General features: G+C 67.0%; 23 protein-coding genes. 11 read left to right on the top strand and 12 right to left on the bottom strand.

Going from position 1 to position 24,315, the window contains the following annotated elements; all coding sequences use genetic code 11:
• Positions 1-8 precede the first annotated feature (8 nt).
• Together recN and DIE08_RS17215 are read right to left on the bottom strand one after the other, a co-directional pair.
• Positions 9-1,658: a DNA repair protein RecN gene (recN, locus tag DIE08_RS17220; RefSeq protein WP_124902654.1), complete on the bottom strand. Its 1,650-nt coding sequence runs from the start codon at positions 1,656-1,658 to the stop codon at positions 9-11.
• A 19-nt stretch (positions 1,659-1,677) separates the two neighbouring features.
• Entirely contained in the window at positions 1,678-2,580 is a 903-nt protein-coding gene (locus tag DIE08_RS17215) for an NAD kinase (RefSeq protein WP_124624948.1), read from the bottom strand.
• 131 nt (positions 2,581-2,711) lie between these two features.
• Here DIE08_RS17215 and hrcA point away from each other — a divergent pair, with 131 nt between their 5' ends.
• The 3 genes from hrcA to DIE08_RS17200 all read left to right on the top strand — a co-directional run bounded on the left by hrcA (position 2,712) and on the right by DIE08_RS17200 (position 5,350).
• Positions 2,712-3,734 (top strand): heat-inducible transcriptional repressor HrcA, encoded by a 1,023-nt coding sequence (hrcA, locus tag DIE08_RS17210; protein WP_011544637.1) that lies wholly within the window; start codon positions 2,712-2,714, stop codon positions 3,732-3,734.
• A 138-nt stretch (positions 3,735-3,872) separates the two neighbouring features.
• On the top strand, positions 3,873-4,937 hold the full coding sequence (hemH, locus tag DIE08_RS17205; RefSeq protein WP_124902652.1) for a ferrochelatase: 1,065 nt from the start codon (positions 3,873-3,875) through the stop codon (positions 4,935-4,937).
• 5 nt (positions 4,938-4,942) lie between these two features.
• Positions 4,943-5,350: an RNA-binding S4 domain-containing protein gene (locus tag DIE08_RS17200; protein WP_059608298.1), complete on the top strand. Its 408-nt coding sequence runs from the start codon at positions 4,943-4,945 to the stop codon at positions 5,348-5,350.
• Here the strand turns inward: DIE08_RS17200 and DIE08_RS35685 are convergent.
• The gene (locus DIE08_RS35685; RefSeq protein WP_006476841.1) at positions 5,322-5,483 is read right to left on the bottom strand and encodes a hypothetical protein; all 162 of its coding nucleotides are present in this window, start codon (positions 5,481-5,483) and stop codon (positions 5,322-5,324) included. The two genes, DIE08_RS17200 and DIE08_RS35685, sit on opposite strands and share 29 nt — an antisense overlap.
• A gap of 351 nt (positions 5,484-5,834) precedes the next feature.
• Here DIE08_RS35685 and grpE point away from each other — a divergent pair, with 351 nt between their 5' ends.
• From grpE to DIE08_RS17170, 5 genes are all read left to right on the top strand, one after another.
• Complete coding sequence (grpE, locus tag DIE08_RS17190) at positions 5,835-6,380, top strand: nucleotide exchange factor GrpE (RefSeq protein WP_059465453.1); 546 nt, start codon at positions 5,835-5,837, stop codon at positions 6,378-6,380.
• Positions 6,381-6,390: 10 nt separating this feature from the next.
• The gene (locus DIE08_RS17185; RefSeq protein ID WP_059608299.1) at positions 6,391-6,831 is read left to right on the top strand and encodes a thioredoxin family protein; all 441 of its coding nucleotides are present in this window, start codon (positions 6,391-6,393) and stop codon (positions 6,829-6,831) included.
• Between the two features lie 147 nt (positions 6,832-6,978).
• Entirely contained in the window at positions 6,979-8,931 is a 1,953-nt protein-coding gene (gene dnaK / locus DIE08_RS17180; protein ID WP_059608300.1) for a molecular chaperone DnaK, read from the top strand.
• A 253-nt stretch (positions 8,932-9,184) separates the two neighbouring features.
• Positions 9,185-10,321: a molecular chaperone DnaJ gene (dnaJ, locus tag DIE08_RS17175; protein ID WP_098549687.1), complete on the top strand. Its 1,137-nt coding sequence runs from the start codon at positions 9,185-9,187 to the stop codon at positions 10,319-10,321.
• 4 nt (positions 10,322-10,325) lie between these two features.
• A complete protein-coding gene (locus DIE08_RS17170) occupies positions 10,326-12,245 on the top strand; it encodes a chorismate-binding protein (protein ID WP_124902650.1) in 1,920 nt (639 codons plus the stop codon).
• A gap of 136 nt (positions 12,246-12,381) precedes the next feature.
• Here DIE08_RS17170 and panB read toward each other — a convergent pair whose 3' ends face one another.
• From panB to hda, 6 genes are read right to left on the bottom strand one after another with little or no spacing between them, the layout of a single operon-like run.
• Positions 12,382-13,197: a 3-methyl-2-oxobutanoate hydroxymethyltransferase gene (gene panB / locus DIE08_RS17165; protein ID WP_124902648.1), complete on the bottom strand. Its 816-nt coding sequence runs from the start codon at positions 13,195-13,197 to the stop codon at positions 12,382-12,384.
• A gap of 45 nt (positions 13,198-13,242) precedes the next feature.
• The gene (locus DIE08_RS17160; RefSeq protein ID WP_059465459.1) at positions 13,243-13,929 is read right to left on the bottom strand and encodes a deoxynucleoside kinase; all 687 of its coding nucleotides are present in this window, start codon (positions 13,927-13,929) and stop codon (positions 13,243-13,245) included.
• Positions 13,926-14,468: a 2-amino-4-hydroxy-6-hydroxymethyldihydropteridine diphosphokinase gene (folK, locus tag DIE08_RS17155; RefSeq protein WP_059465460.1), complete on the bottom strand. Its 543-nt coding sequence runs from the start codon at positions 14,466-14,468 to the stop codon at positions 13,926-13,928. Before folK ends, DIE08_RS17160 begins: the two co-directional genes overlap by 4 nt.
• A gap of 35 nt (positions 14,469-14,503) precedes the next feature.
• A complete protein-coding gene (gene pcnB / locus DIE08_RS17150) occupies positions 14,504-16,042 on the bottom strand; it encodes a polynucleotide adenylyltransferase PcnB (RefSeq protein ID WP_124902646.1) in 1,539 nt (512 codons plus the stop codon).
• Positions 16,043-16,047: 5 nt separating this feature from the next.
• Positions 16,048-16,725 carry an HAD family phosphatase gene (locus DIE08_RS17145; protein ID WP_124902644.1) on the bottom strand — a complete coding sequence of 226 codons (678 nt, stop codon included), beginning with the start codon at positions 16,723-16,725 and terminating at the stop codon, positions 16,048-16,050.
• 11 nt (positions 16,726-16,736) lie between these two features.
• Positions 16,737-17,471, bottom strand: coding sequence for a DnaA regulatory inactivator Hda (gene hda, locus DIE08_RS17140; RefSeq protein ID WP_059608306.1), 735 nt, complete (start codon positions 17,469-17,471; stop codon positions 16,737-16,739).
• 247 nt (positions 17,472-17,718) lie between these two features.
• On the opposite strand from hda, the gene purM reads away from it, so the two are divergent.
• Both purM and DIE08_RS17130 read left to right on the top strand, forming a co-directional pair.
• Complete coding sequence (purM, locus tag DIE08_RS17135) at positions 17,719-18,774, top strand: phosphoribosylformylglycinamidine cyclo-ligase (protein WP_059608307.1); 1,056 nt, start codon at positions 17,719-17,721, stop codon at positions 18,772-18,774.
• 107 nt (positions 18,775-18,881) lie between these two features.
• Positions 18,882-19,277, top strand: coding sequence for an SgcJ/EcaC family oxidoreductase (locus tag DIE08_RS17130; RefSeq protein ID WP_124624976.1), 396 nt, complete (start codon positions 18,882-18,884; stop codon positions 19,275-19,277).
• Positions 19,278-19,332: 55 nt separating this feature from the next.
• On the opposite strand, the gene miaA is transcribed toward DIE08_RS17130, so the two are convergent.
• Both miaA and mutL read right to left on the bottom strand, forming a co-directional pair.
• Positions 19,333-20,310 carry a tRNA (adenosine(37)-N6)-dimethylallyltransferase MiaA gene (miaA, locus tag DIE08_RS17125; RefSeq protein WP_124902642.1) on the bottom strand — a complete coding sequence of 326 codons (978 nt, stop codon included), beginning with the start codon at positions 20,308-20,310 and terminating at the stop codon, positions 19,333-19,335.
• A complete protein-coding gene (gene mutL / locus DIE08_RS17120; protein ID WP_124902640.1) occupies positions 20,307-22,295 on the bottom strand; it encodes a DNA mismatch repair endonuclease MutL in 1,989 nt (662 codons plus the stop codon). The genes miaA and mutL overlap by 4 nt, the downstream gene beginning before the upstream one ends.
• A gap of 171 nt (positions 22,296-22,466) precedes the next feature.
• On the opposite strand from mutL, the gene DIE08_RS17115 reads away from it, so the two are divergent.
• Positions 22,467-23,150 carry a DedA family protein gene (locus tag DIE08_RS17115; RefSeq protein WP_059608350.1) on the top strand — a complete coding sequence of 228 codons (684 nt, stop codon included), beginning with the start codon at positions 22,467-22,469 and terminating at the stop codon, positions 23,148-23,150.
• Between the two features lie 166 nt (positions 23,151-23,316).
• On the opposite strand, the gene DIE08_RS17110 is transcribed toward DIE08_RS17115, so the two are convergent.
• Positions 23,317-24,129: a mechanosensitive ion channel family protein gene (locus tag DIE08_RS17110; RefSeq protein WP_124902638.1), complete on the bottom strand. Its 813-nt coding sequence runs from the start codon at positions 24,127-24,129 to the stop codon at positions 23,317-23,319.
• Positions 24,130-24,315: the final 186 nt, after the last annotated feature.

The raw sequence follows: 24,315 nt of genomic DNA, 5'->3' as shown, positions 1-24,315 counted from the left end.
TGCCTGCGTCAGGCCGCGAGCATTTCCTTCGCGTGCTTGCGCGTCGTCGCGGTGATCTCGAGCCCACCGAGCATCCGGGCGACTTCCTCGACCCGGCTCGCCTTGTCGAGCGGGACGACCGACGAGACGGTGCCGCCGCGGTCGTCGGCACCCTTCGCGACCTGGAAGTGATGGTCGCCGCGCGCGGCGACCTGTGGCAGGTGGGTCACGCACAGTACCTGGCGGTCACGCCCGAGCTGATGCAGCAGGCGGCCGACCACCTCGGCGACGCCGCCGCCGATGCCCGTGTCGACTTCGTCGAAGATCAGCGTCGGCGTCGGGCTGGCGGCACTCGCGATCACCGCGAGCGCAAGGCTGATCCGTGCGAGTTCGCCGCCCGACGCGACTTTCGCGAGCGGCCGCAGCGGCACGCCGGGGTGTCCGGCGACCCGGAATTCGACCTGCTCGAGCCCGTGCGCGCCACCATCGGCGAGCGGCACGAGCGCGACTTCGAAGCTGCCGCCCGCCATCGACAGTTCCTGCATGCCGGCCGTGACGGCCGTGCCGAGCGCCTTCGCGGCCTGCGCGCGCGCCTTCGACAGGCGTTTCGCGTCAGTGAGATAGGCTTCCCATGCCTTGGCCTGCGCGGCTTCGAGCGCGCCGAGATCGGCGGCTGCGTCGAGCGCGGCGAGCTGCGCGCGGCGTGCCGCATGTTCCTCGTGCAGCGTGTCGGGCGGCAGCCGGAACTTGCGTGCGGTCGAGTGCAGCGCGTCGAGGCGCGCTTCGACCTGCGCGAGCCGGGCCGGGTCGAGATCGAGGCGCTGCGCGTAGTGCGACAGCGAATAGACGGCTTCCTGCAACTGGATCTCGGCCGGTTCGAGCGATGCGAGCGCGTCGCCGAGCCCCGTGTCGTAGTCGGCCAGGCTGCGCAGTTTCGACACGATCGCGCCGAGTTGCGGGAGCATCGCGTCGTCGGCCTCGGACAGCGCGTTGAGCGCACCCTGCACGCCGGCGATCAGATTCGCCGAATGCGACAGGCGCTTGTGCTCGCTGCCGACTTCATCCCATTCGCCCGGTTGCGGTGCGAGCTTGTCGAGCTCGGCGAGCTGCCATGCGAGCTTCTCGCGTTCGAGCTGCAGTTCGCGCTCGTGCGCCTTCGCGGCGTCGATCGCCTGCGTCGCGTCGCGCCAGACGCGCCACGCGCGTGCGACGTTCGCGGCATCGGCGACGAGCCCCGCGTGCGTGTCGAACAGCTCTCGCTGCGCATCGGGGCGCATCAGCAACTGGTGCGCGTGCTGGCCGTGGATGTCGACCAGCATCTCGCCGAGCTCGCGCAGCTGCGCAAGCGTCGCGCTGGTGCCGTTGATGAATGCGCGCGAGCGGCCGTTCGCGTCGATCACGCGGCGCAGCATCACGGTGTCCTCGGTGTCGAACGCGTGTTCGTCGAGCCAGTGCGCGACGCGGTCGTGCGGCGTGAATTCTGCGGTGATGTCGGCGCGGCCGCAGCCGGCGCGCACGACGCTCGCGTCGGCGCGTTCGCCGAGCGCGAGGGCGAGGGCGTCGATCAGGATCGATTTGCCGGCGCCGGTTTCGCCGGAAAAGACGGTAAAGCCGCTGTCGAATTCGAGATCGAGCGCGGCGACGATGACGAAGTCGCGAATCGAGAGGTGGCGGAGCATGGTGTCGGGCTCAGGGGCGTCAGAACGCCTTGTCGTCTTCGTTCGACGCGTGTTCGTTCCAGTGCAGCTTCTTGCGCAGCGTCGAGAAATAGCTGTAGCCGACCGGGTGCAGGAACGGCACCGTGTGCTTCGAGCGGCGCACCTCGATCGTGTCGTTCAGTTCGAGCGCGGTGAACGACTGCATGTCGAAATTCACGTTGACGTCGCGCCCGGCGACGATCTGGATCGCGATCTTCGAATCGTCGGGCAGCACGATCGGCCGGTTCGACAGTGCGTGCGGCGCGATCGGCACGAGCACGATGCCCTGCAGCTGCGGATGGAGGATCGGGCCGGCCGACGACAGCGCGTACGCGGTCGAGCCCGTCGGCGTGGCGACGATCAGGCCGTCCGAACGCTGGTTGTACATGTACCGGCCGTCGACCGACGCGCGCAGCTCCACCATCCCCGAGAAGCCGCTGCGGTTCACGACGACGTCGTTGAACGCGAGCGCATGGTAGATCGGTTCGCCGTCGCGCACGATCCGGGCCTCGAGCAGCGAGCGCTCCTCGCGCTCGAACTTGCCCGCCAGCATCACGGGGATGCGTGCGTGCATGTCGGCCGCCGCGATGTCCGTGATGAAGCCGAGCCGCCCGTGGTTGATCCCGATCAGCGGTGTCCGGTACGGCGCAAGCTGGCGGCCGATGCCGAGCATCGTGCCGTCGCCGCCCAGCACGACCGCCACGTCCGCACGCGCCCCGATTTCGGCCGGGGTGAGCGCCGGATAGCCGGTGATGCCGAACTCGCGCGCGGTATCGCCTTCAAATACGACCTCGAAGCCCAGCTTCGCTAGGCTGGCAGCCAGGGTGGCGAGCGGCTCGGCGATGCCGGGCGTGTTGCTCCGGCCGACGAGCGCGACAGTGTTGAACTGATTACCGGTTTTCATGCCGGCATTACACCATAGCTCGTTGACGAAAAGAACCGGCTGTGCGACGGCGGGGCCGGATCGGGCCGGCCCGCGCAACAATGGCCGACGCCACTCGCCGCGGTCGCGTGGTTGCGCTAAAATTTTCCACTATGCTAGATCCTCGCGCACGAACCCTCCTGAAAACCCTGATCGAACGGTATATCGCCGACGGTCAGCCAGTCGGATCGCGCACGTTGTCCCGTTACTCCGGGCTCGAGCTGAGCCCGGCGACGATCCGCAACGTGATGTCCGACCTGGAGGAGCTCGGCCTCGTGTCGAGCCCGCACACGTCGGCCGGCCGCGTGCCGACGCCGCGCGGCTACCGGCTGTTCGTCGACACGATGCTGACGGTCGAGGCGCCGATCGACGCCGAGGCCGTCGCGCGGCAGGTGCAGAACACGCTGCAGGCCGGTGAGCCGCAGCAGCGGGTGGTGGCGGCCGCCGCGAGCGTGCTGTCGAACCTGTCGCAGTTCGCGGGTGTCGTGCTGACGCCGCGGCGCAGCCATGTGTTCAAGCAGATCGAGTTCATGCGCCTGTCGGACAAGCGCATCCTGCTGATCATCGTCACGCCCGAGGGCGACGTGCAGAACCGTATGCTCGCGACGCCGCGCGACTACTCGCCGTCGCAACTGACCGAGGCGTCCAATTACATCAACGCGCATTTCGCCGGCCTGTCGTTCGACGAGGTGCGCCGCCGCCTGCGCGACGAGATCGACCAGTTGCGCGGCGACATGACCACGCTGATGCATGCGGCCGTGACGGCCAGCACCGAGGTGCCCGACACCGAGGACACCGTGCTGATTTCCGGCGAGCGCAACCTGCTCGAAGTGGCGGATCTTTCCTCCGACATGGCGCGGCTGCGCAAGCTGTTCGACGTGTTCGACCAAAAGACGGGCCTCCTGCAATTGCTCGACGTGTCGAGCCACGCCCAGGGCGTGCAGATCTTCATCGGCGGCGAATCGACGCTGGTGCCGATCGAGGAAATGAGCGTCGTGACCGCGCCCTACGAGGTGAACGGCCAGATCGTCGGCACGCTCGGCGTGATCGGCCCGACCCGCATGGCGTACAACCGCGTGATCCCGATCGTCGACATCACCGCGCGGCTGCTGTCGCTCACGCTGAGCCAGCAGTAATCTGAACCGATCCCGTTCCGCCATCGTGCCGCGACGCCGCGTGCGCTGCCAGTCGGCCGAACGGCCAGCCAACCCCAGCGAGCCGGCCCGCTATAATTGAGGGCCGTCCGACTGCGTGCCTCGAGCACGTTCCTGCCCATGCGTTTCGATCTTGAGCCGCCTTCGAGCGTTGCGGCCGCCCATCGCATCGGCGTGCTGCTGATCAATCTCGGCACGCCCGACGCTCCGACACCGCGCGCGGTGCGGCGCTATCTGGCCGAATTCCTGTCGGATCCCCGCGTCGTCGAAATCCCGCAGGTCGTCTGGCAGATACTGCTGCGCACGCTGATCCTGCCGCTGCGCGGTCGCGCGTCCGCGAAGAAATATGCGGCAGTGTGGATGCCCGAGGGCTCGCCGCTGCGCGTGTACACCGAGCGCCAGACCGAAGGCGTGCGCCATCTGCTCGCATCGAACGGCTACCAGGTGACGGTCGACTACGCGATGCGCTACGGCAGCCCAGGCATTGCGCAGGCACTCGCGCAGTTCAAGCGCGCGGGCGTCGAGCGTGTGCTGCTGATGCCGATGTATCCGCAATACTCGGCGTCCACCACCGCGACCGCATTCGATGCCGCGTTCGCCGCGCTCGCGCGGATGCGCAACCAGCCGGAAGTGCGCACGGTGCGGCAATATGCCGACCATCCGGCCTACATCCACGCGCTTGCCGAGCAGGTGCGTCAGTACTGGGCGCAGCACGGCCGGCCAGACTTCGCGGCCGGCGACAAGCTCGTGCTGAGTTTTCACGGGGTGCCGAAACGCACGCTCGACCTGGGCGACCCTTATCATGACCAGTGCCAGCAGACGGGCGCGCTGCTGATGGCCGCGCTCGGGCTGTCGACGCTCGAGTGCCGCGTGACGTTCCAGTCCCGCTTCGGCAAGGCCGAGTGGCTGCAGCCGTACACCGCGCCGACGCTGCGCGAACTCGGCGAGGCCGGCGTGCGGCGGGTCGACGTGTTCTGTCCCGGGTTTACGGCCGATTGTCTGGAGACGATCGAGGAGATCGGGATGGAGGTGCGCGACGAGTTCATCGCGGGCGGCGGCCAGGCCTTCCACCGGATTCCGTGTCTGAACGGCGCGTCCGCGTGGATCGGCGCGGTGGGCGAGATTGTCGCCGAGAATTTGCAGGGCTGGCCGGTGAAGGCCGCACAGCCCGAAACGGTGAATTGAACGCGATGAACTACAGGATTTCGACGGAACCCGGCGCGAAGCTGCGCATCGACAAATGGCTGTGGGCCGCGCGATTCTTCAAGACGCGCTCGCTCGCGTCCGACGCGGTCGACAAGGGCCACGTGAAGATCGGCGGCGCGGCCGTCAAGCCGGCGAAGGACGTGCGCGTCGGCGACGAGGTCGAGATTGCGATCGACGGTGTCGTCTGGCACATTGCCGTGCTGGGCATTTGCGACGTGCGCGGACCCGCGAGCATCGCGCAGACGCTTTACGAGGAAACGGAAGCGGGGCGCGTCGCGCGGCTCGCTGAACTGGAGCGGCGCCGCACGTATCGTGAGCCGGCGGCGAATCTGCACGGCCGGCCGACCAAGCGCGACCGGCGCATCATCGACAGATTTTCTGGTGGGAGCTGAACATCTGGTCGAAAGTCGCCCGCGCGCTTCCGTATTCGGTCGTGCGGTCGGTCACGGCTCCGGACAGACAGATGGTGGTGGTGCCGGCGATCAGTACCAGCGCGACCACCGATATGGCAAAGGTCAGTTTCACGGTACTCGCCTCGATGGGACGGTGAATGCAGCGCCAGGTGGATGTCAGGCGGCGGTAAGCTAGGGTAAACGCGCTTTCTCGACGCTTGAGTGGAGTGTAGTGCAGCCCCCTGTGCCGAGCTAGTACTTGCCTGGTAAGCGTTGTTACCGACCGTTTCGTCCGATCTGGCGACAAATGCGCGCAATCGGGCGGGGTGCGGCGCGGTTGTTTCGCAGTGTTGGCGAATACCGGCGAATAACCCTCTTGAAACCGCAGTTTTCGCCCTTATTTGCACCAACAATGTGCGGTGTCGCCGGCATACGGTCCGGCGGTTGCCGATTTGGCTTCAACCTCTAATCGACTTTCAGCGACATGGAAAACACGCAAGAGAACCCGGCTACCCAATCGGCCGAAGACATCGGCAGCGAGAAGCAGGCGGCGCAAGGCGCTGCTCCCGCCGCCGAAGCAGCCGACGCTGCGCTCGCGGAGGCTCAAGCCAAGGTCGCCGAGCTGCAGGAGAGCTTCCTCCGGGCGAAGGCCGAGACCGAGAACGTCCGCCGCCGTGCGCAGGAAGACGTCTCGAAGGCGCACAAGTTTGCGATCGAGGGCTTCGCGGAGCACCTGCTGCCCGTGCTGGACAGCCTCGAGGCTGCCGTCAGCGATACGTCCGGCGACATCACGAAGGTGCGCGAAGGCGTCGAGCTGACGCTGCGCCAACTGACGAGCGCGCTCGAGAAGGGCCGCGTCGTGGCGATCAACCCGGTCGGCGAGAAGTTCGATCCGCACCAGCACCAGGCGATTTCGATGGTGCCGGCCGATCAAGAACCGAATACCGTCGTGACCGTCCTCCAAAAGGGTTACACGATCGCGGACCGCGTACTGCGCCCGGCGCTCGTCACGGTCGCCCAGCCGAAGTAAGGCTGCCGCGATGGTTCCCGCCGGCGTCGATCCGGCCGCGTTCGAAGCATTCGACATGCAGGCGCTGGCGGCCGACACGTTCGACGCCGCGATCGCCGGCGCCGGCGATGCACTCGCCGTGGTGTTCTTCTGGGGCGTCGACTGCTTCAACTGCGAGATCGCGAAGAAGGCGATGCTCGCCCAGACGGACGCGATGCGCGCGCTGGACCTGAAGTGGTTCCATTGCAACGTGTATGAACATCATGAGCTGGGGCGCCGCTTCGGCCTGCACGGTGTGCCGACATGGTTCTTTTTCCATCGCGGCAAGCGGCTCGGCCGCGCGACCGGCTGGCATGGCCTCGCGCAGTTCCAGGCGGCGGTGTCGGCGGCGCGCGCGAAGGTTGCCGCGGCGGCAGGCGCGCCGTCGGACCGCGACGACGGTCCGCACGATCCGGCTACCGGCATCGATTGAAAAAATTTAATACCCGCATCGCTTGGCGGGTCTTGAAAACGGATCGGCCGGACGCATTTCGGGAACAGAGTTGAATTCTGGCGCGCGAAACCGCCCAAAAACGCGGGGTTTCGCGCAGCAAACAGGCATTTCTGGAGATTAGCAAAAATGGGAAAGATCATCGGTATCGACCTCGGCACCACGAACTCGTGCGTCGCCATCATGGAAGGCAACCAGGTCAAGGTCATCGAGAACTCGGAAGGCACACGCACGACGCCGTCGATCATCGCCTACATGGACGATAACGAAGTGCTCGTCGGCGCACCGGCCAAGCGTCAGTCCGTGACCAACCCGAAGAACACGCTGTTCGCGGTGAAGCGCCTGATCGGCCGCCGCTTCGAAGAGAAGGAAGTCCAGAAGGACATCGGCCTGATGCCGTATACGATCATCAAGGCCGACAACGGCGACGCATGGGTCGAAGCGCACGGCGAGAAGCTGGCGCCGCCGCAGGTTTCGGCGGAAGTGCTGCGCAAGATGAAGAAGACGGCCGAAGACTACCTCGGCGAGCCGGTCACGGAAGCCGTGATCACGGTGCCGGCGTACTTCAACGACAGCCAGCGTCAGGCAACCAAGGACGCCGGCCGCATCGCGGGCCTCGAAGTCAAGCGGATCATCAACGAGCCGACCGCGGCTGCGCTCGCGTTCGGCCTCGACAAGGCCGAGAAGGGCGACCGCAAGATCGCCGTGTATGACCTCGGCGGCGGCACGTTCGACGTATCGATCATCGAGATCGCGGACGTCGACGGCGAAATGCAGTTCGAAGTGCTGTCGACCAACGGCGACACGTTCCTCGGCGGCGAGGACTTCGACCAGCGCATCATCGATTACATCATCGGCGAGTTCAAGAAGGAGCAGGGTGTCGACCTGTCGAAGGACGTGCTCGCGCTGCAGCGCCTGAAGGAAGCCGCTGAAAAGGCGAAGATCGAGCTGTCGTCGAGCCAGCAGACCGAAATCAACCTGCCGTACATCACGGCCGACGCATCGGGTCCGAAGCACTTGAACCTGAAGATTACCCGCGCGAAGCTGGAAGCGCTGGTCGAGGATCTGGTCGAGCGCACGATCGAACCGTGCCGCATCGCGATCAAGGACGCGGGCGTCAAGGTGTCGGACATCGACGACGTGATCCTGGTCGGCGGCCAGACCCGCATGCCGAAGGTGCAGGAGAAGGTGAAGGAGTTCTTCGGCAAGGACCCGCGCCGTGACGTGAACCCGGACGAAGCCGTCGCAGTCGGCGCGGCGATCCAGGGCCAGGTCCTGTCGGGCGACCGCAAGGACGTGCTGCTGCTCGACGTGACCCCGCTGTCGCTCGGCATCGAGACGCTCGGCGGCGTGATGACGAAGATGATCAACAAGAACACGACGATCCCGACGAAGCACGCACAGGTGTACTCGACGGCGGACGACAACCAGTCGGCCGTGACGATCAAGGTGTTCCAGGGCGAACGCGAGATGGCGGCAGGCAACAAGCTGCTCGGCGAGTTCAACCTCGAAGGCATCCCGCCGTCGCCGCGCGGCGTGCCGCAGATCGAAGTGACCTTCGACATCGACGCGAACGGCATCCTGCACGTCGGCGCGAAGGACAAGGCGACCGGCAAGGAAAACAAGATCACGATCAAGGCGAACTCGGGCCTGTCCGAAGCTGAAATCGACCAGATGATCAAGGACGCGGAAGCGAACGCAGCGGAAGACCACAAGCTGCGCGAGCTGGCCGATTCGCGCAACCAGGGCGACGCGCTGGTCCACAGCACGAAGAAGGCGCTCACCGAGTACGGCGACAAGCTGGAAGCGGGCGAGAAGGAAAAGATCGAAGCGGCGCTGAAGTCGCTCGAGGACGTGCTGAAGGATACGTCGGCCGACAAGGCGGCGATCGACGCGAAGGTCGAGGAACTCGGTCAGGCTTCGCAGAAGCTCGGCGAAAAGATGTACGCCGACATGCAGGCGCAGCAGGCCGGTGCGGCCGGCGCGGCGGGTGCAGCGGAAGGCGCGGCCCACGCGGGCGGCGCGCAGCAGGCTGCGGACGACGTCGTCGACGCCGAGTTCAAGGAAGTGAAGAAGGACTGAGCCGGGTTGCCATGGCACCGCACGCCGCGCGCGACACGCGCGCGGCGCGGCTGAACAGCGGTCTGTCTTTCCTTCCGGATGGCCGGATCGACTCCACGCCTGGCGGGCTTCGCGGCCCTCCGGGCACATTTGTTTTTTGGCGGGTGCTGCGCGAGCCGTCCGCGGACGGCGCAGCGCCAGACGAGTCGAGAGACTTTACTGCGGGCGAAAGGAGCCGCCGCGTGCGTGACGCGCGACGGCACAGCGAATCGATATGGCGAAACGGGATTACTACGAGGTTCTGGGCGTCGCGAAGAATGCGAGCGACGACGAAATCAAGAAGGCGTATCGCAAGCTTGCGATGAAGTATCACCCTGACCGCAATCCGGACAGCAAGGATGCGGAAGAGCATTTCAAGGAAGTGAAGGAAGCCTATGAGATGCTGTCGGACGACCAGAAGCGCGCGGCGTACGATCAGTACGGCCACGCGGGCGTCGATCCGAACATGGGCGGTGCGGGCGGACAGGGTTTCGGCGGCTTCGCGGATGCGTTCGGCGACATCTTCGGCGACATCTTCGGTCAGGCCGCGGGCGGCGCCGCGCGTGGCGGCCGCGGCGGTCCGCAGGTGTATCGCGGTGCCGACCTGCGCTACAGCATGGAAATCACGCTTGAGCAGGCCGCGCACGGCTACGACACGCAGATCCGCGTGCCGAGCTGGGTCTCATGCGAAGTCTGTCACGGGTCGGGCGCGAAGCCTGGCACGAAGCCGGAAACCTGCCCGACTTGCCACGGCCAGGGCACGGTGCGCATGTCGCAGGGCTTCTTCAGCATCCAGCAGACCTGCCCGAAGTGTCACGGCACCGGCACCTACATCCCCGAACCGTGCGCGCACTGCCACGGATCGGGCAAGGTGAAGGAAACCAAGACGCTCGAAGTGAAGATCCCGGCCGGCATCGACGACGGCATGCGGATCCGCTCGGCCGGCAACGGCGAGCCTGGCATCAACGGCGGGCCGCCGGGCGACCTGTACGTCGAGATCCACATCAAGCCGCACTCGGTGTTCGAGCGCGACGGCGACGATCTCCACTGCCAGATGCCGATCCCGTTCACGACCGCCGCACTCGGCGGCGAGATCGAGGTGCCGACGCTGGCCGGCCGTGCGTCGTTCCCGGTGCCGGAAGGCACGCAGTCGGGCAAGACGTTCCGCCTGCGCGGCAAGGGGATCAAGGGTCTGCGTTCGAGCATCGCGGGCGATCTGTACGTACACGTGCAGGTCGAGACGCCCGTGAAGCTGACCGACCAGCAGCGTGATCTGCTCAAGCAGTTCGAGAAGTCGCTGGCCGAGGGCGGTGCGCGTCACAGTCCGCAGAGCAAGAGCTGGTTCGACCGGGTGAAGAGCTTCTTCGAGTGACGGCATGACTGAAGGCAACGAGAGCGCGTCGTTCGCGCTCTTGGACGATTGCGACTCGACCGCGTCCACGCGGTCGAGTCGTTTGTATTCCGGTTTCGTGCGGGAGCGCGTGTGTACGGATCCGGCACGGCTCGACGAGCTCGATGCGGCGGTGGCGCAGGATCTGCGCGACGGGCTGCATGCGGTCGTCGTCGGCGATTACGAATTCGGACGCAATCTTGAAAGAGCGCAGCCGGGCCATGCCCCGCTGCGCTTTTTGCTCTATGCGCGCTGCGAGCGCCTGTCGCGCGACGAAGTCGATGCGTGGCTCGCGCAGCGGGACGGCGGCGGCCCGCCGTCGATCGCGGGCGTCGCGCATGTCGCGAAGAGCGTGTCGCGCGACGCGTTCGACGCGGCGATCGCCGCAGTGCACGACGCGCTGCGCGCGGGCGATTCGTACCAGATCAACTACACGTATCGGCTGAATTTCGACATGTTCGGCACGCCGCTCGCGCTGTACCGGCGGCTGCGCGCGCGTCAGCCCGTGCGTTACGGCGCGCTGATCGCGCTGCCCGACAGTGCGTGGGTCGTGTCGTGCTCGCCGGAGCTGTTCGTCGAGAAGCACGGCGACATGCTGCGCGCGCGGCCGATGAAAGGCACCGCGCCGCGCTCGGCCGATCCGCGCGACGACGCGGCGGCCGCCGCGTTCCTCGCGAACGATCCGAAGAACCGCGCGGAAAACGTGATGATCGTCGACCTGCTGCGCAATGACGTGTCGCGGATCGCGCGCACGGGCACGGTCAGGGTGCCGGCGCTGTTCTCGGTCGAGCCGTACGCGTCGGTATGGCAGATGACGTCGACGGTCGAGGCCGGCTGGCGCGACGGCACCACGTTCGCGCAGATGCTGCGTGCGCTGTTTCCATGCGGATCGATCACCGGTGCGCCGAAGCACAAGACGATGGAACTGATCGACGCGATCGAGTCGACGCCGCGCGGGCTCTATACGGGCGCGATCGGCTGGCTCGACGCGCCGCAGGAAGGGGCAGCGGCAGGCGATGCGTCGCCCGGCGATGCGACCGGCTGCGGCGATTTCTGCCTGTCGGTCGCAATCCGGACGCTGACGCTCGAGGCGGTCGATGTCGATGCTGCCGCAACGATCGACACGCGTGACGCGGCAGCGGCCGCTGGCGGCCGGCGACGCGGCACGATGGGGGTCGGCGCGGGCATCGTGCTCGACAGCGTCGCCACCGACGAATATGCGGAGTGCGAATTGAAAGCGCGATTCCTGACCGACGCCGATCCCGGCTTCCAGTTGTTCGAAACCACCGCCGCGACGCGTGCGGACGGCATCCGGCATCTCGAGCGCCATCTCGCGCGGCTGCGGCGCAGCGCGGATGCATTCGGCTTCCGCCTCGACGCCGATGCGTTGCGCCGCGAGATCGACGCGCGCTGCGCGGCGCTCGACGGCGATGGTCCGTACCGGATGAAGCTTGCGCTCGCGAAGGACGGCACGATCGACATCATGGCCGCGACGATGAAACCGCTTCCCGCTGGGCCGGTCGGCGTGATGCTCGCGTCCGCGCACGGGTTCGCACCGACCCGCACGGACGACGCGCTGCTGCTGCACAAGACGACGCGCCGTGCCGAATACGATCGCGCATGGCAGGCGGCGGAGGCGCTTGGTGGCTTCGACATGCTGTTTGTCAACGAGCGCGGCGAGGTGACGGAAGGCGGGCGCTCGAACCTGTTCGTGAAGCTCGACGGCCAGTGGGTGACCCCGCCGCTGTCGAGCGGTGTGCTGCCGGGCGTGATGCGCGGCGTGCTGCTCGACGATCGCACATTCGGCGCCCAGGAGCGCATCGTCACGCTCGACGATCTGGCGCGCGCCGAGGCGCTGCTGCTGACCAATGCACTGCGCGGCGCGCTCGATGCGGTATTGAAATGACGCGATGAACGACTGGGCCGCGTGCCCGACGAACCGATACCGCTGACCTTCGGCAACACCGCATCCAAGAAAAAAGCGCGGCGCCCTGCAAAGGGTGCCGCGCTTTTTTTCGTATCGAACGGGCGCCGGCCGCGCGTCAGAACGAGTGTTCCGGGCCCGGGAACGAGCCGTCCTTCACCGCGCTCACGTACGCCTCTACGGCCGCCTGGATGTTCGGCTGGCCCTGCATGAAATCCTTCACGAAACGCGGGCGCTTGCCGGGGAAAATCCCGAGCATGTCGTGCAGCACCAGCACCTGGCCCGAGCATTCGAGGCCCGCGCCGATGCCGATCGTCGGGATTTTCAGCATGTGCGTGACTTCGGACGCGACGAGCGTCGGCACCGCTTCGAGCACCACGAGCTGCGCGCCCGCGTCCTCGATCGCGCGCGCATCGCGCAGCAGCTGCGCGGCGCCAGCTTCCGTGCGGCCTTGCACCTTGAAGCCGCCGAACGCATGCACCGACTGCGGCGTGAGGCCGAGGTGCGCGCACACCGGCACCGAGCGTTCAACGAGGAAGCGGACCGTGTCGGCGAGCCATTCACCGCCTTCGAGCTTGACCATCTGCGCGCCGGCGCGCATCAGCGTGACCGCGTTCGCGAACGCCTCGGCCGGTGTGCCGTACGTGCCGAACGGCAGATCGGCGACGACGAGCGCGCGCGGCTGCGCACGCGCGACGCATGCGGTGTGGTACGCGATGTCGTCGATCGACACGGGGAGCGTGGTGGTGTGGCCCTGCAGCACGTTGCCGAGCGAGTCGCCGATCAGCAGCACGTCGGTGCCGGCGCGATCGAGCAGCGCGGAAAAGCTCGCGTCGTAGCAGGTGAGCATCGCGATCTTCTCGCCGGCCTCGCGCATTGCCTGCAGCTTGGGCACAGTGACGGCAGGCCGGCTCGATTCCTGGAGATAGGTCATGGGGAAATCCGGTTCGAAGGAGGAGGAACGACAGGCGAGGACGCGTCAGCGCGTCGTTTCGCCCTTGACGAAGAATTCCTTGCGGCCGCGCATCGTGTCGATGCGCTCGATCAGAAGCGCGAGGTCTTCGGGGGAGTCTTGCGGGTTCAGGTGTTCGGCTGCGACCGTGAGTACCGGCGTTCGGTCGTAGTGATAGAAGAATTCGTTGTACGCATCGACGAGCGAGCGCAGGTACGCGTCGCTGATCTGCAGCTCCATTGGCAGCCCGCGCTTCTGGATGCGCGAGAACAGCACCTCGGGGCTCGCCTGCAGATAGACGACGAGATCGGGCGCGGGGGCTTGCGGGACGTCGAGGTGCGTCGCGATCGACCGGTACAACTGCCATTCGTCTTCCGGCAGGTTCAGCCGCGCGAAGATGTCGTTCTTCTGCGGCATGAAATCGGCGACGACGGGCCGGCCCGTATCGAGCGCGCCGATCAGTTCGCGCGCCTGCTGCGCGCGCTGCAGCGCGAACGACAACTGCGCGGGCAGCGCGTAGCGCGCGGTGTCGCGATAGAAGCGTTCGAGGAACGGGTTGTCCTGCGGGCGCTCGAGCAGCGTCTGCATCGACCAGCGCTCGGCGAAGAGGCGCGCGAGCGTCGTCTTGCCGACGCCGATCGGCCCTTCGATCACCAGATAGCGATGCGGGGCGCGCAGGTCGGGTGCGGTGACGGTCAGCGGAGTGATGTTCATCGGCAGCGGTTCTTGTCGGCGTCAGCGCCGGCGGCAAGGGCCTTCTGCATCAGGCATTGACAGGTCTGCACCTTCTCGACGCGCTGATCCGCGACAGAGGCGAGGTACGCATCGGCGCGGCCGCGCGCGGGGATGTCGAGCGCCGGCTCGATCTCGACGAGCGGCACGAGCGCGAATGCGCGATCGGTGAGGCGCGGATGCGGGACGATCAGGTCGGGTTCGTCGATCGAATCGGAGCCGAACAGCAGGATATCGAGGTCGAGCGTGCGCGGCGCGTTGCGATACGGGCGCTCGCGCCCGAAGTGATGTTCGATCTTCTGGCAGAGCGCGAGCAGCTCACGGGCCGACAGCGTCGTGTCGAGCTTGACGACGCAGTTGTAGTAATCGTCGCCGCCCGCTTCGAAGGGCGCCGTGCGATACAGGCTCGATTTGCCGAGGATCGAGATGGTGCGCTGCTGCGCGAGGCACACCACCGCGTCCTTCAGGGTCTGGCGCGCATCGCCGAGATTCGCCCCCAGTCCGATATATGCAACCGTCATGGCATCACTTCCTACGTCGTTCGCCGGCGCGCGCGTCAGTCGTCGGAACCGCCCGCGGTGTCCGGCGCCTGCTCGGCGGCGCCTTCGCCCGGCTTGCGGTTTCGCGCACCGCCGCGGCGGCGCCGCTTGCGGGGCGATTTTTCCTTCGAGCCGCCCTGCGTGAGGAGTGCCTCGCGCGCGGCCGCGTCGCCTTCGATGAAATCCGTCCACCACTGTCCGACTTCCGCATCGAGCTCGCCGGATTCGCAGCGTAACAGGAGGAAATCATACCCCGCTCTAAACCTTTGGTGTTCCAGCAGCCGCATCGCGCTGCGGCCCGAGCGTTTTTCGAGGCGCAACTGCAGGCCCCAGATCTCGCGCATGTCGGCCGAATAGCGCTTGTGGATCGCGAGTTTCTCGGTCTGCATGTCGATGACGTCGTCCATCGCGCGATGGAGCGCCGGCACCGGGAATTCGCCTTCCGCCGTGTATTGCTCGAAGCGCTGGCGCATGTCGTGCCACAGCAGCGTCGCGAACAGGAAGCCCGGCGATACCGTCTTGCCGGCGCGCACGCGCGCGTCGGTGTTGTTCAGCGCGAGCGTGATGAACTTCTCGCCCTGCGGTTGTTCGAGCACCACGTCGAGGAGCGGCAGCAGCCCGTGGTGCAGGCCTTCCTTGCGCAGCCGCTGCAGGCACGCGAGCGCGTGGCCCGACAGCAGCAGCTTCAGCATTTCGTCGAACAGGCGCGCGGCCGGCACGTTGTTGATCAGGTCGGCGAGCGCCTTGATCGGCTCGCGCGTATGCGGCTCGATCTCGAAGCCGAGTTTCGCCGCGAAACGCACGACGCGCAGCATCCGCACCGGATCCTCGCGGAAGCGCGTGGCCGGGTCGCCGATCATCCGCAGCAGGCGGGCGCGCATGTCGGCCATCCCGTCGTGGTAGTCGAGCACCGTCTGCGTCGACGGATCGTAGTACATCGCGTTGATCGTGAAGTCGCGGCGCGCGGCGTCTTCGTGCTGTTCGCCCCACACGTTGTCGCGCAGCACGCGGCCGCTGGCGTCGACCGCGTGCGTGCGGCGATCGAGTTCGTCGCGCTTCAGGCGCTTCGGCGGCTCGGCCGACGCGGCAGCCTCGGGCGGCGCATCGACCAGTGCGCGGAACGTCGACACCTCGATCAGTTCCTGGCCGAACTGCACGTGGACGATCTGGAAGCGGCGGCCGATCAGGCGCGCGCGGCGGAACAGTCGCTGGACTTCGGTCGGCGTCGCGTCGGTCGCGACGTCGAAGTCCTTCGGCGCGATGCCGAGCAGCAGGTCGCGCACCGCGCCGCCGACGATGAATGCGCGAAAGCCCGCCTGCTGCAGCGTGTCGGTCACGCGGACGGCATTGCGCGAGATCAGTGACGGATCGATCTGGTGCACGCTGGCCGGCACGACGGTCGGTTCGTGATTGCTGCGCGGCTTCTTGGCGCCGCCACCGCGGCTACCCTTCGCGGGGCGCTGGGCAGGGGCCGTGTCGGCGGCGGGCGCCTCGGCGGGTGACGTTTGTTCGGCGCCGTCCTGGCCGAGCAGCTTGCGAATGAATTTTTTGATCACGACGTTCAGAAGAGATCGAGGATGCGCCAGCCGCGCGCGCTTGCATGCGCACGCAACGTGTCGTCGGGGTTGGTCGCGATCGGGTCGGTGACTTTCTCGAGCAACGGGATGTCGTTGTGCGAGTCGCTGTAGAAGTAGCTGTGCTCGAAGTCGTTCCAGCGCTTGCCGAGCGACGCGAGCCATGCTTCGGTGCGCACGATCTTGCCTTCGCGATAGCTCGGCGTGCCGGTCGGCCGGCCCGTGTACGGCGAATCGGGATGCCCGTCGGTCGTTTCGACCTCGCACGCGATCAGCGTGTCGACGCCGAACGCGGTCGCGATCGGACGCGTGATGAATTCGTTGGTGGCCGTCACGACGCAGCACAGGTCGCCGGCATCGAGGTGCTTGCGCACGAGTTCGAGCGCGGCGGGCGTCATCGCGGGGCGGATCACCTCGTGCATGTACTGCTCGTGCCATTCGGCGAGCTGCGCGCGCGAATACTTCGCGAGCGGCGTGAGCATCGCGCACAGGTACGCATGGATGTCGAGCTTGCCGGCCTTGTAGTCGGCGAAGAACTGATCGTTCTGACGCGAGAAGCTTTCCGCGTCGACGATGCCGAGCTTCACCATGAAGCGGCCCCATTCGTGGTCGCTATCGGTCGGGATCAGCGTGTGATCGAGGTCAAAGAGTGCCAGATTAGTCATGGATGCGCATTTTACTCGAAGCGGTTCGGGCCTGTGCCCGGCGGTGCGATGTCGTCGCCGGGGCGGGCCAGCATCCGGCGCAGCAGCGGCAGCGTGACGGCGCGCTTCTGCTCGAGCGAGAAGCGGTCGAGCGCGTCGAGCAGCGCCATCAGGCTCGGCATGTCGCGGCGGAAATGGGTCAGCAGGTAGGCGGCGATGTCGTCGGTGAGCGCGATCCCGCGCTCTTTCGCCGCGAGCTTCAGCACGGCGATCTTGCCGGCATCGGACGGCGGCGACAGGTGAAACACGAGCCCCCAGCCGAGGCGCGTGCGCAGATCCTCGCGCACGTCGAGCGCGAGCGGCGCCGCCGGGCCCGCCGCGACGAACGCGCTCGACGGGTGCGCGCGGACCTCGTTGAACAGGTTGAACAGCGCGACCTGCTGCGTGTCGCTCATCCGGTCGCAGTCGTCGATCGCGTAGATGCCGATGCGCGCGTCGAACGTGAACGCGCCGAGCGGGCTTTGCGGCGTCAGGTAGCGCGCGTTGCCGTACGACGCGTCGCTCACGAGCGCCTGCAGCAGATGGGTGCGGCCGCTGCCGGGCTCGCCCCAGATATAGAACGACCGGTCCGGCACGGGCCCCGCCGCGAGCGCGAGGTCGAGCTTCTGGAGCCGCGAGATGAGCTCGTCGTTCTCCTCATTCATGATGAAGTTGTCGAACGTGGCGGGCGGCGGCGTGCCGAGATCGAGCGTCAGTTGACGGGACACAACAGTCACAATGCGGGTCGGTTGATGAAACGCGCGCCGTACGCCGGGCACGCGCGCGGGGCTGCTCCGGTGCCTGCACACGCGGCCGCACGCACGGCGGCGCGCGGGTTTCGGCGCGGCTCGCGTAGCGATGAAAACGGGGACGTGTCGAGCAAGATGCAATCCCTGACGATTCGGTGCTGGGAATTCCGGCCAACGGGCCGGCTTCGGGTAAAATCGCATTTTACCGACCTTCTCGCATTCCCCCATGAATCCTCCGAAATCCGCTCCCGACGCTCAGGGTCTGTCCTACCGCGACGCAGGCGTCGACATCGACGCAGGCGACGCGCTCATCGACAAGATCAAGCCTTTTGCGAAGAAAACCCTGCGCGACGGCGTGCTCGGCGGCATCGGCGGGTTCGGCGCGCTGTTCGAAGTGCCGAAGAAGTACAAGGAGCCCGTGCTCGTGTCGGGCACCGACGGCGTGGGCACCAAGCTCAAGCTGGCCTTTCATCTGAACAAACACGACACCGTCGGCCAGGATCTGGTGGCGATGAGCGTGAACGACATCCTCGTGCAGGGTGCCGAGCCGCTGTTCTTCCTCGACTACTTCGCGTGCGGCAAGCTCGACGTCGACACGGCCGCAACGGTCGTCAAGGGCATCGCGCACGGCTGCGAACTGTCGGGCTGCGCGCTGATCGGCGGCGAGACGGCCGAAATGCCGGGCATGTACCCGGACGGCGAATACGACCTGGCCGGTTTCGCGGTCGGCGCGGTCGAGAAGAGCAAGATCATCGACGGCAGCACGATCGCCGAAGGCGACGTGGTGCTCGGCCTTGCTTCGAGCGGCATCCACTCGAACGGCTTCTCGCTCGTGCGCAAGATCATCGAGCGCGCGAACCCCGACCTGTCGGCCGATTTCCACGGCCGCTCGCTGGCCGACACGCTGATGGCACCCACGCGCATCTACGTGAAGCCGCTGCTCGCGCTGATGCAGAAGCTGCCGGTGAAGGGCATGGCCCACATCACGGGTGGCGGCCTCGTCGAGAACATTCCGCGCGTGCTGCGCGATGGCCTCACGGCCGAGCTCGACCAGAACGCGTGGCCGCTCCCGCCGCTGTTCAAGTGGCTGCAGGAGCACGGCGGCGTCGCCGACGCCGAAATGCACCGCGTGTTCAACTGCGGGATCGGGATGGCCGTGATCGTCGCGGCGGCCGATGCCGACGCGGCCATCGCCGACCTGACGGCCGCCGGCGAACAGGTGTGGAAGATCGGCACCGTGCGTGCGAGCCGCGAAGGCGAGGCGCAGACGGTCGTGGTCTGACGCACCGCACGCAAGATGCAGCAAGGAAAGCCGCCCGGAGTCGATCCGGGCGGCTTTTTTTCTGGCGTGGCCCGGCGTATCGGCGGGCCGCCGAAGGAGCAACGACGATGACCGAAGACGAACGCGCGATTCGCGATCTGGTGGAAACCTGGTTCGTGTCGAGCCGGCGCGGTGATCTGGCCACTGTGCTCGACCTGATCGCCGACGACGCGATTTTCATGGTGGCCGGCAAGCCGCCGTTCGACAAGGCGGCGTTCGCGGCCGCATCGCGCGACGCAAATGCGGCGGCTGGCAATGGGCCGAAAGTCGATGGCCGTTACCGGATCGACGAACTTCGCGTGATGGGCGACTGGGCGTACATGCGTAATTTCATCGAGATCGATGTGACGCCGCCGGGTGGTGACGCCGTGCGCCGCTCCGGCCATACGCTGACGATCTTCCGCAAGTCGGATGGCCGATGGCAGCTCGCGCGGGACGCGAATCTCGTCATGCTCGCGCATTGAGCGGGGCAGGGGCATCACGCGTGTGCAGCGGGCGACGCGCGCCGATCCGGCCCCGTTAGTGATCCTCGATACGGCCGTCCAGCACGCGTTCGAGCGCGTCAACCGCCCGGTCGGTCGAATCCGGCGCGACGCAGTCGACGACGATCCGCTCGGGCATCGCGCGCAGCCATGTGATCTGCCGTTTGCACAGCTGGCGCGTCGCGAAGATGCCTTTGTCGCGCATGGTCCGGTAGTCGGTGTCGCCGTCGAGGAACTCCCATGCCTGCCGGTAGCCGACGCAGCGCATCGACGGCAGGCCGAGGTGCAGATCCTCGCGGCGGCGCAGCCGTTCGACTTCGTCGATGAAGCCCGCGTCGAGCATCGCGTCGAAGCGTTGCGCGATGCGCGCGTGCAGCACCGCGCGGTCCGACGGCTCGAGCGCCACCGGCACGAAGCGGTACGCGGCGGCCGCATCGTCCGCTCGCCGCGGCGCGGCAAGCAGCGCCGACATCGGCTGCCCGCTCAGCAGGAACACTTCGAGCGCGCGCTGGATCCGCTGCGAATCGTTCGGGGCGAGCCGCGCGGCCGTCGCGGGGTCGACCTGCGCGAGCCGCGCATGGAGTGCCGGCCAGCCGTCGCGCGCGGCGTCGGCATCGAGCTCCGCGCGCACGGCCGGATCGGCCGTCGGCAGGTCGTTGAGGCCCTGCGTCAGCGCCTTGTAGTACAGCATCGTGCCGCCCGCGAGCAGCGGCGTGCGGCCGCGCGCGACGATCTCGCCGATCACGCGCAGTGCGTCCGCGCGGAATTCGGCCGCCGAATAGGCGTCGGCCGGGTCGATGATGTCGATCAGGTGGTGCGGCACGCTCGCGCGCTCGTCGCGCGTCGGTTTCGCGGTGCCGATATCCATGTCGCGGTAGACGAGCGCCGAATCGACGCTGACGATCTCGATCGGACGGCGCGCGGCGAGCGCCAGCGCCGCGGCCGTCTTGCCCGAAGCAGTGGGGCCGAGCAGGCAGGCGATCGTCGTTGGGCGAGACTGCGGTGAAGCGCTCATTGGCCGCGCATGAAGAGACGGTCGAGATCGTTCAGCGTGAGCTGATACCACGTCGGCCGGCCGTGATTGCACTGGTCCGCGCGTTCGGTCGCCTCCATCTGGCGCAGCAGCGCGTTCATCTCGTCGAGCGTCAGGCGCCGGTTCGCGCGCACCGCATGGTGACACGCGAGCGTGCCGAGCAGCTCGTGCTGGCGCTCGGTGAGCACGCGTGAACCGCCGAACGCATGCAGGTCGGCGAGCACCGCGCGCGCGAGCGACTGCAAATCAGCGTCCTTCAGCAGCGCGGGCACCGCGCGGACCGCGAGCGTCGTCGGCGACAGCACCGCGAGGTCGAAGCCGAGCGATTCGAGCGTGTCGCGTTCTTCCTCGACCGTGCCGATCTCGACCGGCGTCGCCGTCATCGATATCGGCAGCAGCAGCGACTGCACCGCGACCGTGCGGTCGGCGAGCGCGTTCTTGAACTGTTCGTAGAGAATCCGTTCGTGCGCCGCGTGCATGTCGACGATCACGAGGCCGTGCGCATTCTGCGCGAGCACGTAGATCCCATGAATCTGGCCGAGTGCGAAGCCGAGCGGCTGCTCGCCGTGTACGGTGGCGGCAAGAGGTGACGCGGCGAAGCCCGGCAGCGGCGCGACTGGCGCATCGACCGCATCCGCCGAATCGCGCGCGATGATCGTCGTGCCGTCCGGTGTGCCCGCACCCGTGTCCTTGCGGCCGAACAGCGCGTCGTAGAGCGCGAGCGGTTGCGCGACCGGCAGTGTGCCCTGCGTCATGCGTGCCTGGCGCATCCACGTGTTGCCCGACGACGATGACGGCGACGAGAAGCCGCTGCCGCCCGTGCCGGTGGCCGCGCCCTGGCCGAGTGGCGTATTCAGGAACGACGCGGGGCCGCTCGGCGCCGGAGAGAGTTGCGCGGCATGGCCACCTGCGGTGGTTTCCGGCGACGCGCCCGCGTGGCGCGCGAGTGCGCGCTGCACCGCGTGGAACACGTACTGGTGGATCGAACGCGAATCGCGGAACCGCACCTCGATCTTCGATGGGTGCACGTTCACATCGACCGCTTCCGGCGGCAGGTCGAGGAACAGCACGTACGACGGGTAGCGGTCGCCGTGGAGGACGTCCTCGTACGCCGCGCGCACCGCATGCGTGAGCAGCTTGTCGCGCACGAAGCGGCCGTTGACGAAGAAGTATTGCTGGTCGGCGCGGCCGCGGCTCGCGGTCGGCAGGCCCGCGCAGCCGTAGACGGCGAGCGGCCCGGCCTGCTCGTCGAGCGGCAGGTGCGCGGTGGCGAAGCCGTCGCCGAGAATCTTCGCGACACGCTGCGCGGGCTCGGTCGCGTTCCAGTGCTCGACGGCCTTGCCATTGTGCAGCACCGAGATCGCGACGTCCGGCCGCGCGAGTGCCGCGCGGCGGATCATTTCGAGGCAGTGGCCGAATTCGGTCTGCTCGCTTTTCAGGAACTTGCGGCGCGCGGGCGTGTTGAAGTACAGCTCGCGCACCTCGATCGTCGTGCCGACCGCGCCAGCGGCCGGCGACAGCGCGCCCGTGGTCGCGTCGATCTTCGTCGCATGTGCGACGTCGGCCGTGCGGCTCGTGATCGACATCTCGGCGACCGACGCGATCGACGCGAGGGCTTCGCCGCGAAAACCCAGCGTCGCGACCGCCTCCAGCTCCTCGAGCGAGCGGATCTTGCTCGTCGCGTGACGCATCAGCGCGAGCGGCAGTTCGGCGGGCGGGATTCCGCAGCCGTCGTCGGTGATCGAGATGCGCTTGACGCCGCCTTCCTCGAGCACGATGCGCAGCGTCGTCGCACCGGCGTCCATCGCGTTCTCGAGCAATTCCTTGACGACCGACGCCGGGCGTTCGACGACCTCGCCGGCAGCGATCTGGCTGATCAACTGGTCGGGCAGGGGCTGGATCGCGCGCAGCGGGCGCGGAGCAGGGGCGGGCGCGGCGCCCGCGGCCGTTTCGGTGATTTCGGACATGGCCGAATTATAGCGAGGCGGCGGTGGCGTGCCGGGGTGGTGCCGGTTACGTTTTTTCACGGAGCCTTAAGGTAGTTTCGGTATGATGGTTCCGTTCCGCGCGCCGCCTTGTCCGGCGGGCACTTCCGCTTTTTCGGCCGTTCCGGCCCTTTCGCCTTCGAGGAATCGCATTTGGATACGCTGCTTCATTTCGTCAACCTGGTCCTGCATATCGACGCGTTCCTCGGCGACTTCATCCGGCAGTACGGTGCGTGGGTGTATCTGGTGCTGTTCCTGATCGTGTTCTGCGAGACCGGGCTCGTCGTGCTGCCGTTCCTGCCGGGCGACTCGCTGCTGTTCATCGGCGGCGCGTTCGCGGCGACGGGCGACATGAACGTTGGTGCGCTGATCGTGCTGCTGCTGGTCGCGGCGATTGCCGGCAATACCGTGAACTACCTGATCGGCCGCTGGATCGGGCCGAAGGTGTTCAATACGCATATTCCGGTGCTCGAGCGCTTCCTCGATCGCGCGGCGCTGCAGAAGACCCACACGTTCTACGACAAGCACGGCGGCAAGACGATCGTGCTCGCGCGCTTCATCCCGGTCGTGCGCACGTTCGCGCCGTTCGTCGCCGGCGCGTCGTCGATGAGCGTCACGCGCTTCCAGCTGTTCAACGTGATCGGCGCGCTGGTCTGGGTGCTGCTGCTGGTGCTGCTCGGCTACTTCTTCGGCAATATTCCGTTCATCCGCCAGTATCTGAACGTGATCGTGCTGGCGGGGATCGGTGCGGCGATCGTGCCGGTTGCGCTGGGCGCGCTGTGGAAGCTGGTGCGCGGGCGGCGATCGGGCAGTACGCCGAACACCGGCGGTCACTGAGCCGCACGTGTTCCCTTCGGCGCAATAAAAAAGCGTGGCGGCTGCCACGCTTTTTTTTCGTCCGTGCGGTCCGACCGATTGCCGATTTGCGGTATCGGCCGACCCGGCTGCTCGACGCCGGCTGCTTCAGTCAGAATTCCGCGGACCGACGGGCGACACCGTTACGTCAGGTCGTGCGATGCAAGATCGGTGTTTCGGGCGTCGGGTATTGCGCGTCGCGGAACGTCTCGAGAATCACGCGGTTGGTATCGCAGTACACCTGCCAGTAGTTCTCCGGCTGCGTCGACGGACGCACGAACAGCAGCGGGCCTTCCGGCGTGAACTGCAGCACGCCGACGTCCGGCGCCGGATCGGGCAGCACGTTCGGGATCTGCTGGATCCGTGACTTCAGGCGGTTGATTGCATCGACCGCGTCCACGCTGTTCGCAATCTTGGCGGTCAGGTCGACGCGGCGATGCGGCGTCGCGCTGTAGTTCGCGATGTTGTCCGAGAAGATCTTGTTGTTGCCGACGATCGTCACGATGTTGTCGGCGGTGACGATCGTCGTGCCGAACAGACCGAGTTCCTTCACCGTGCCGGTGACGCCGCCCGCGCTGATCACGTCGCCGATCTTGAACGGACGCAGCACCTGCATGAACACGCCGGCGGCGAAGTGGGCGAGCAGGCCGCCCCAGGCGGTGCCGATCGCGAGGCCGAGGCCGGCGAGCAGCGCGGCGAACGACGTGGTCTGCACGCCGAAGATCTGCAGGATCGCGAGGATCAGCAGGATCGTCAGCAGCACGCCGACCACGGAGGTCAGGTAGTCGGTGAGCGTCGGGTCGACCTTGCCGCTACGGCGCACGACCTTGCCGAGCAGGCGCGTGGCGATGCGGATCGCCCAGCGACCGACGAACCACAACACGATCGCCGCGAGGAGATTCAGGCCAAAGTCGAGGCCGCGGGTCATCAGGAATTGCTGGGCGGATTCCAGGTTCAGCATCAGGGCTCCAAGGCGGGTTTAAAGAATGGCGTGCGGCCGATATTCGTCGCACGGTTATAACCGACCTGTGACGCCGAGACAACCACCGCGCCTGCTTGGACGCCAGTATCGAGCACGTTTCAATCGGCGCGACGCATGCCGTTTGCCGCGACACGAACATTGTTAAATCCGGAGTTCAATCCGAGT

This window comes from Burkholderia sp. Bp9004, assembly GCF_003858025.1.
Lineage (GTDB): Bacteria > Pseudomonadota > Gammaproteobacteria > Burkholderiales > Burkholderiaceae > Burkholderia > Burkholderia diffusa.
This window is presented reverse-complemented; position numbering and strand designations above follow the sequence as displayed.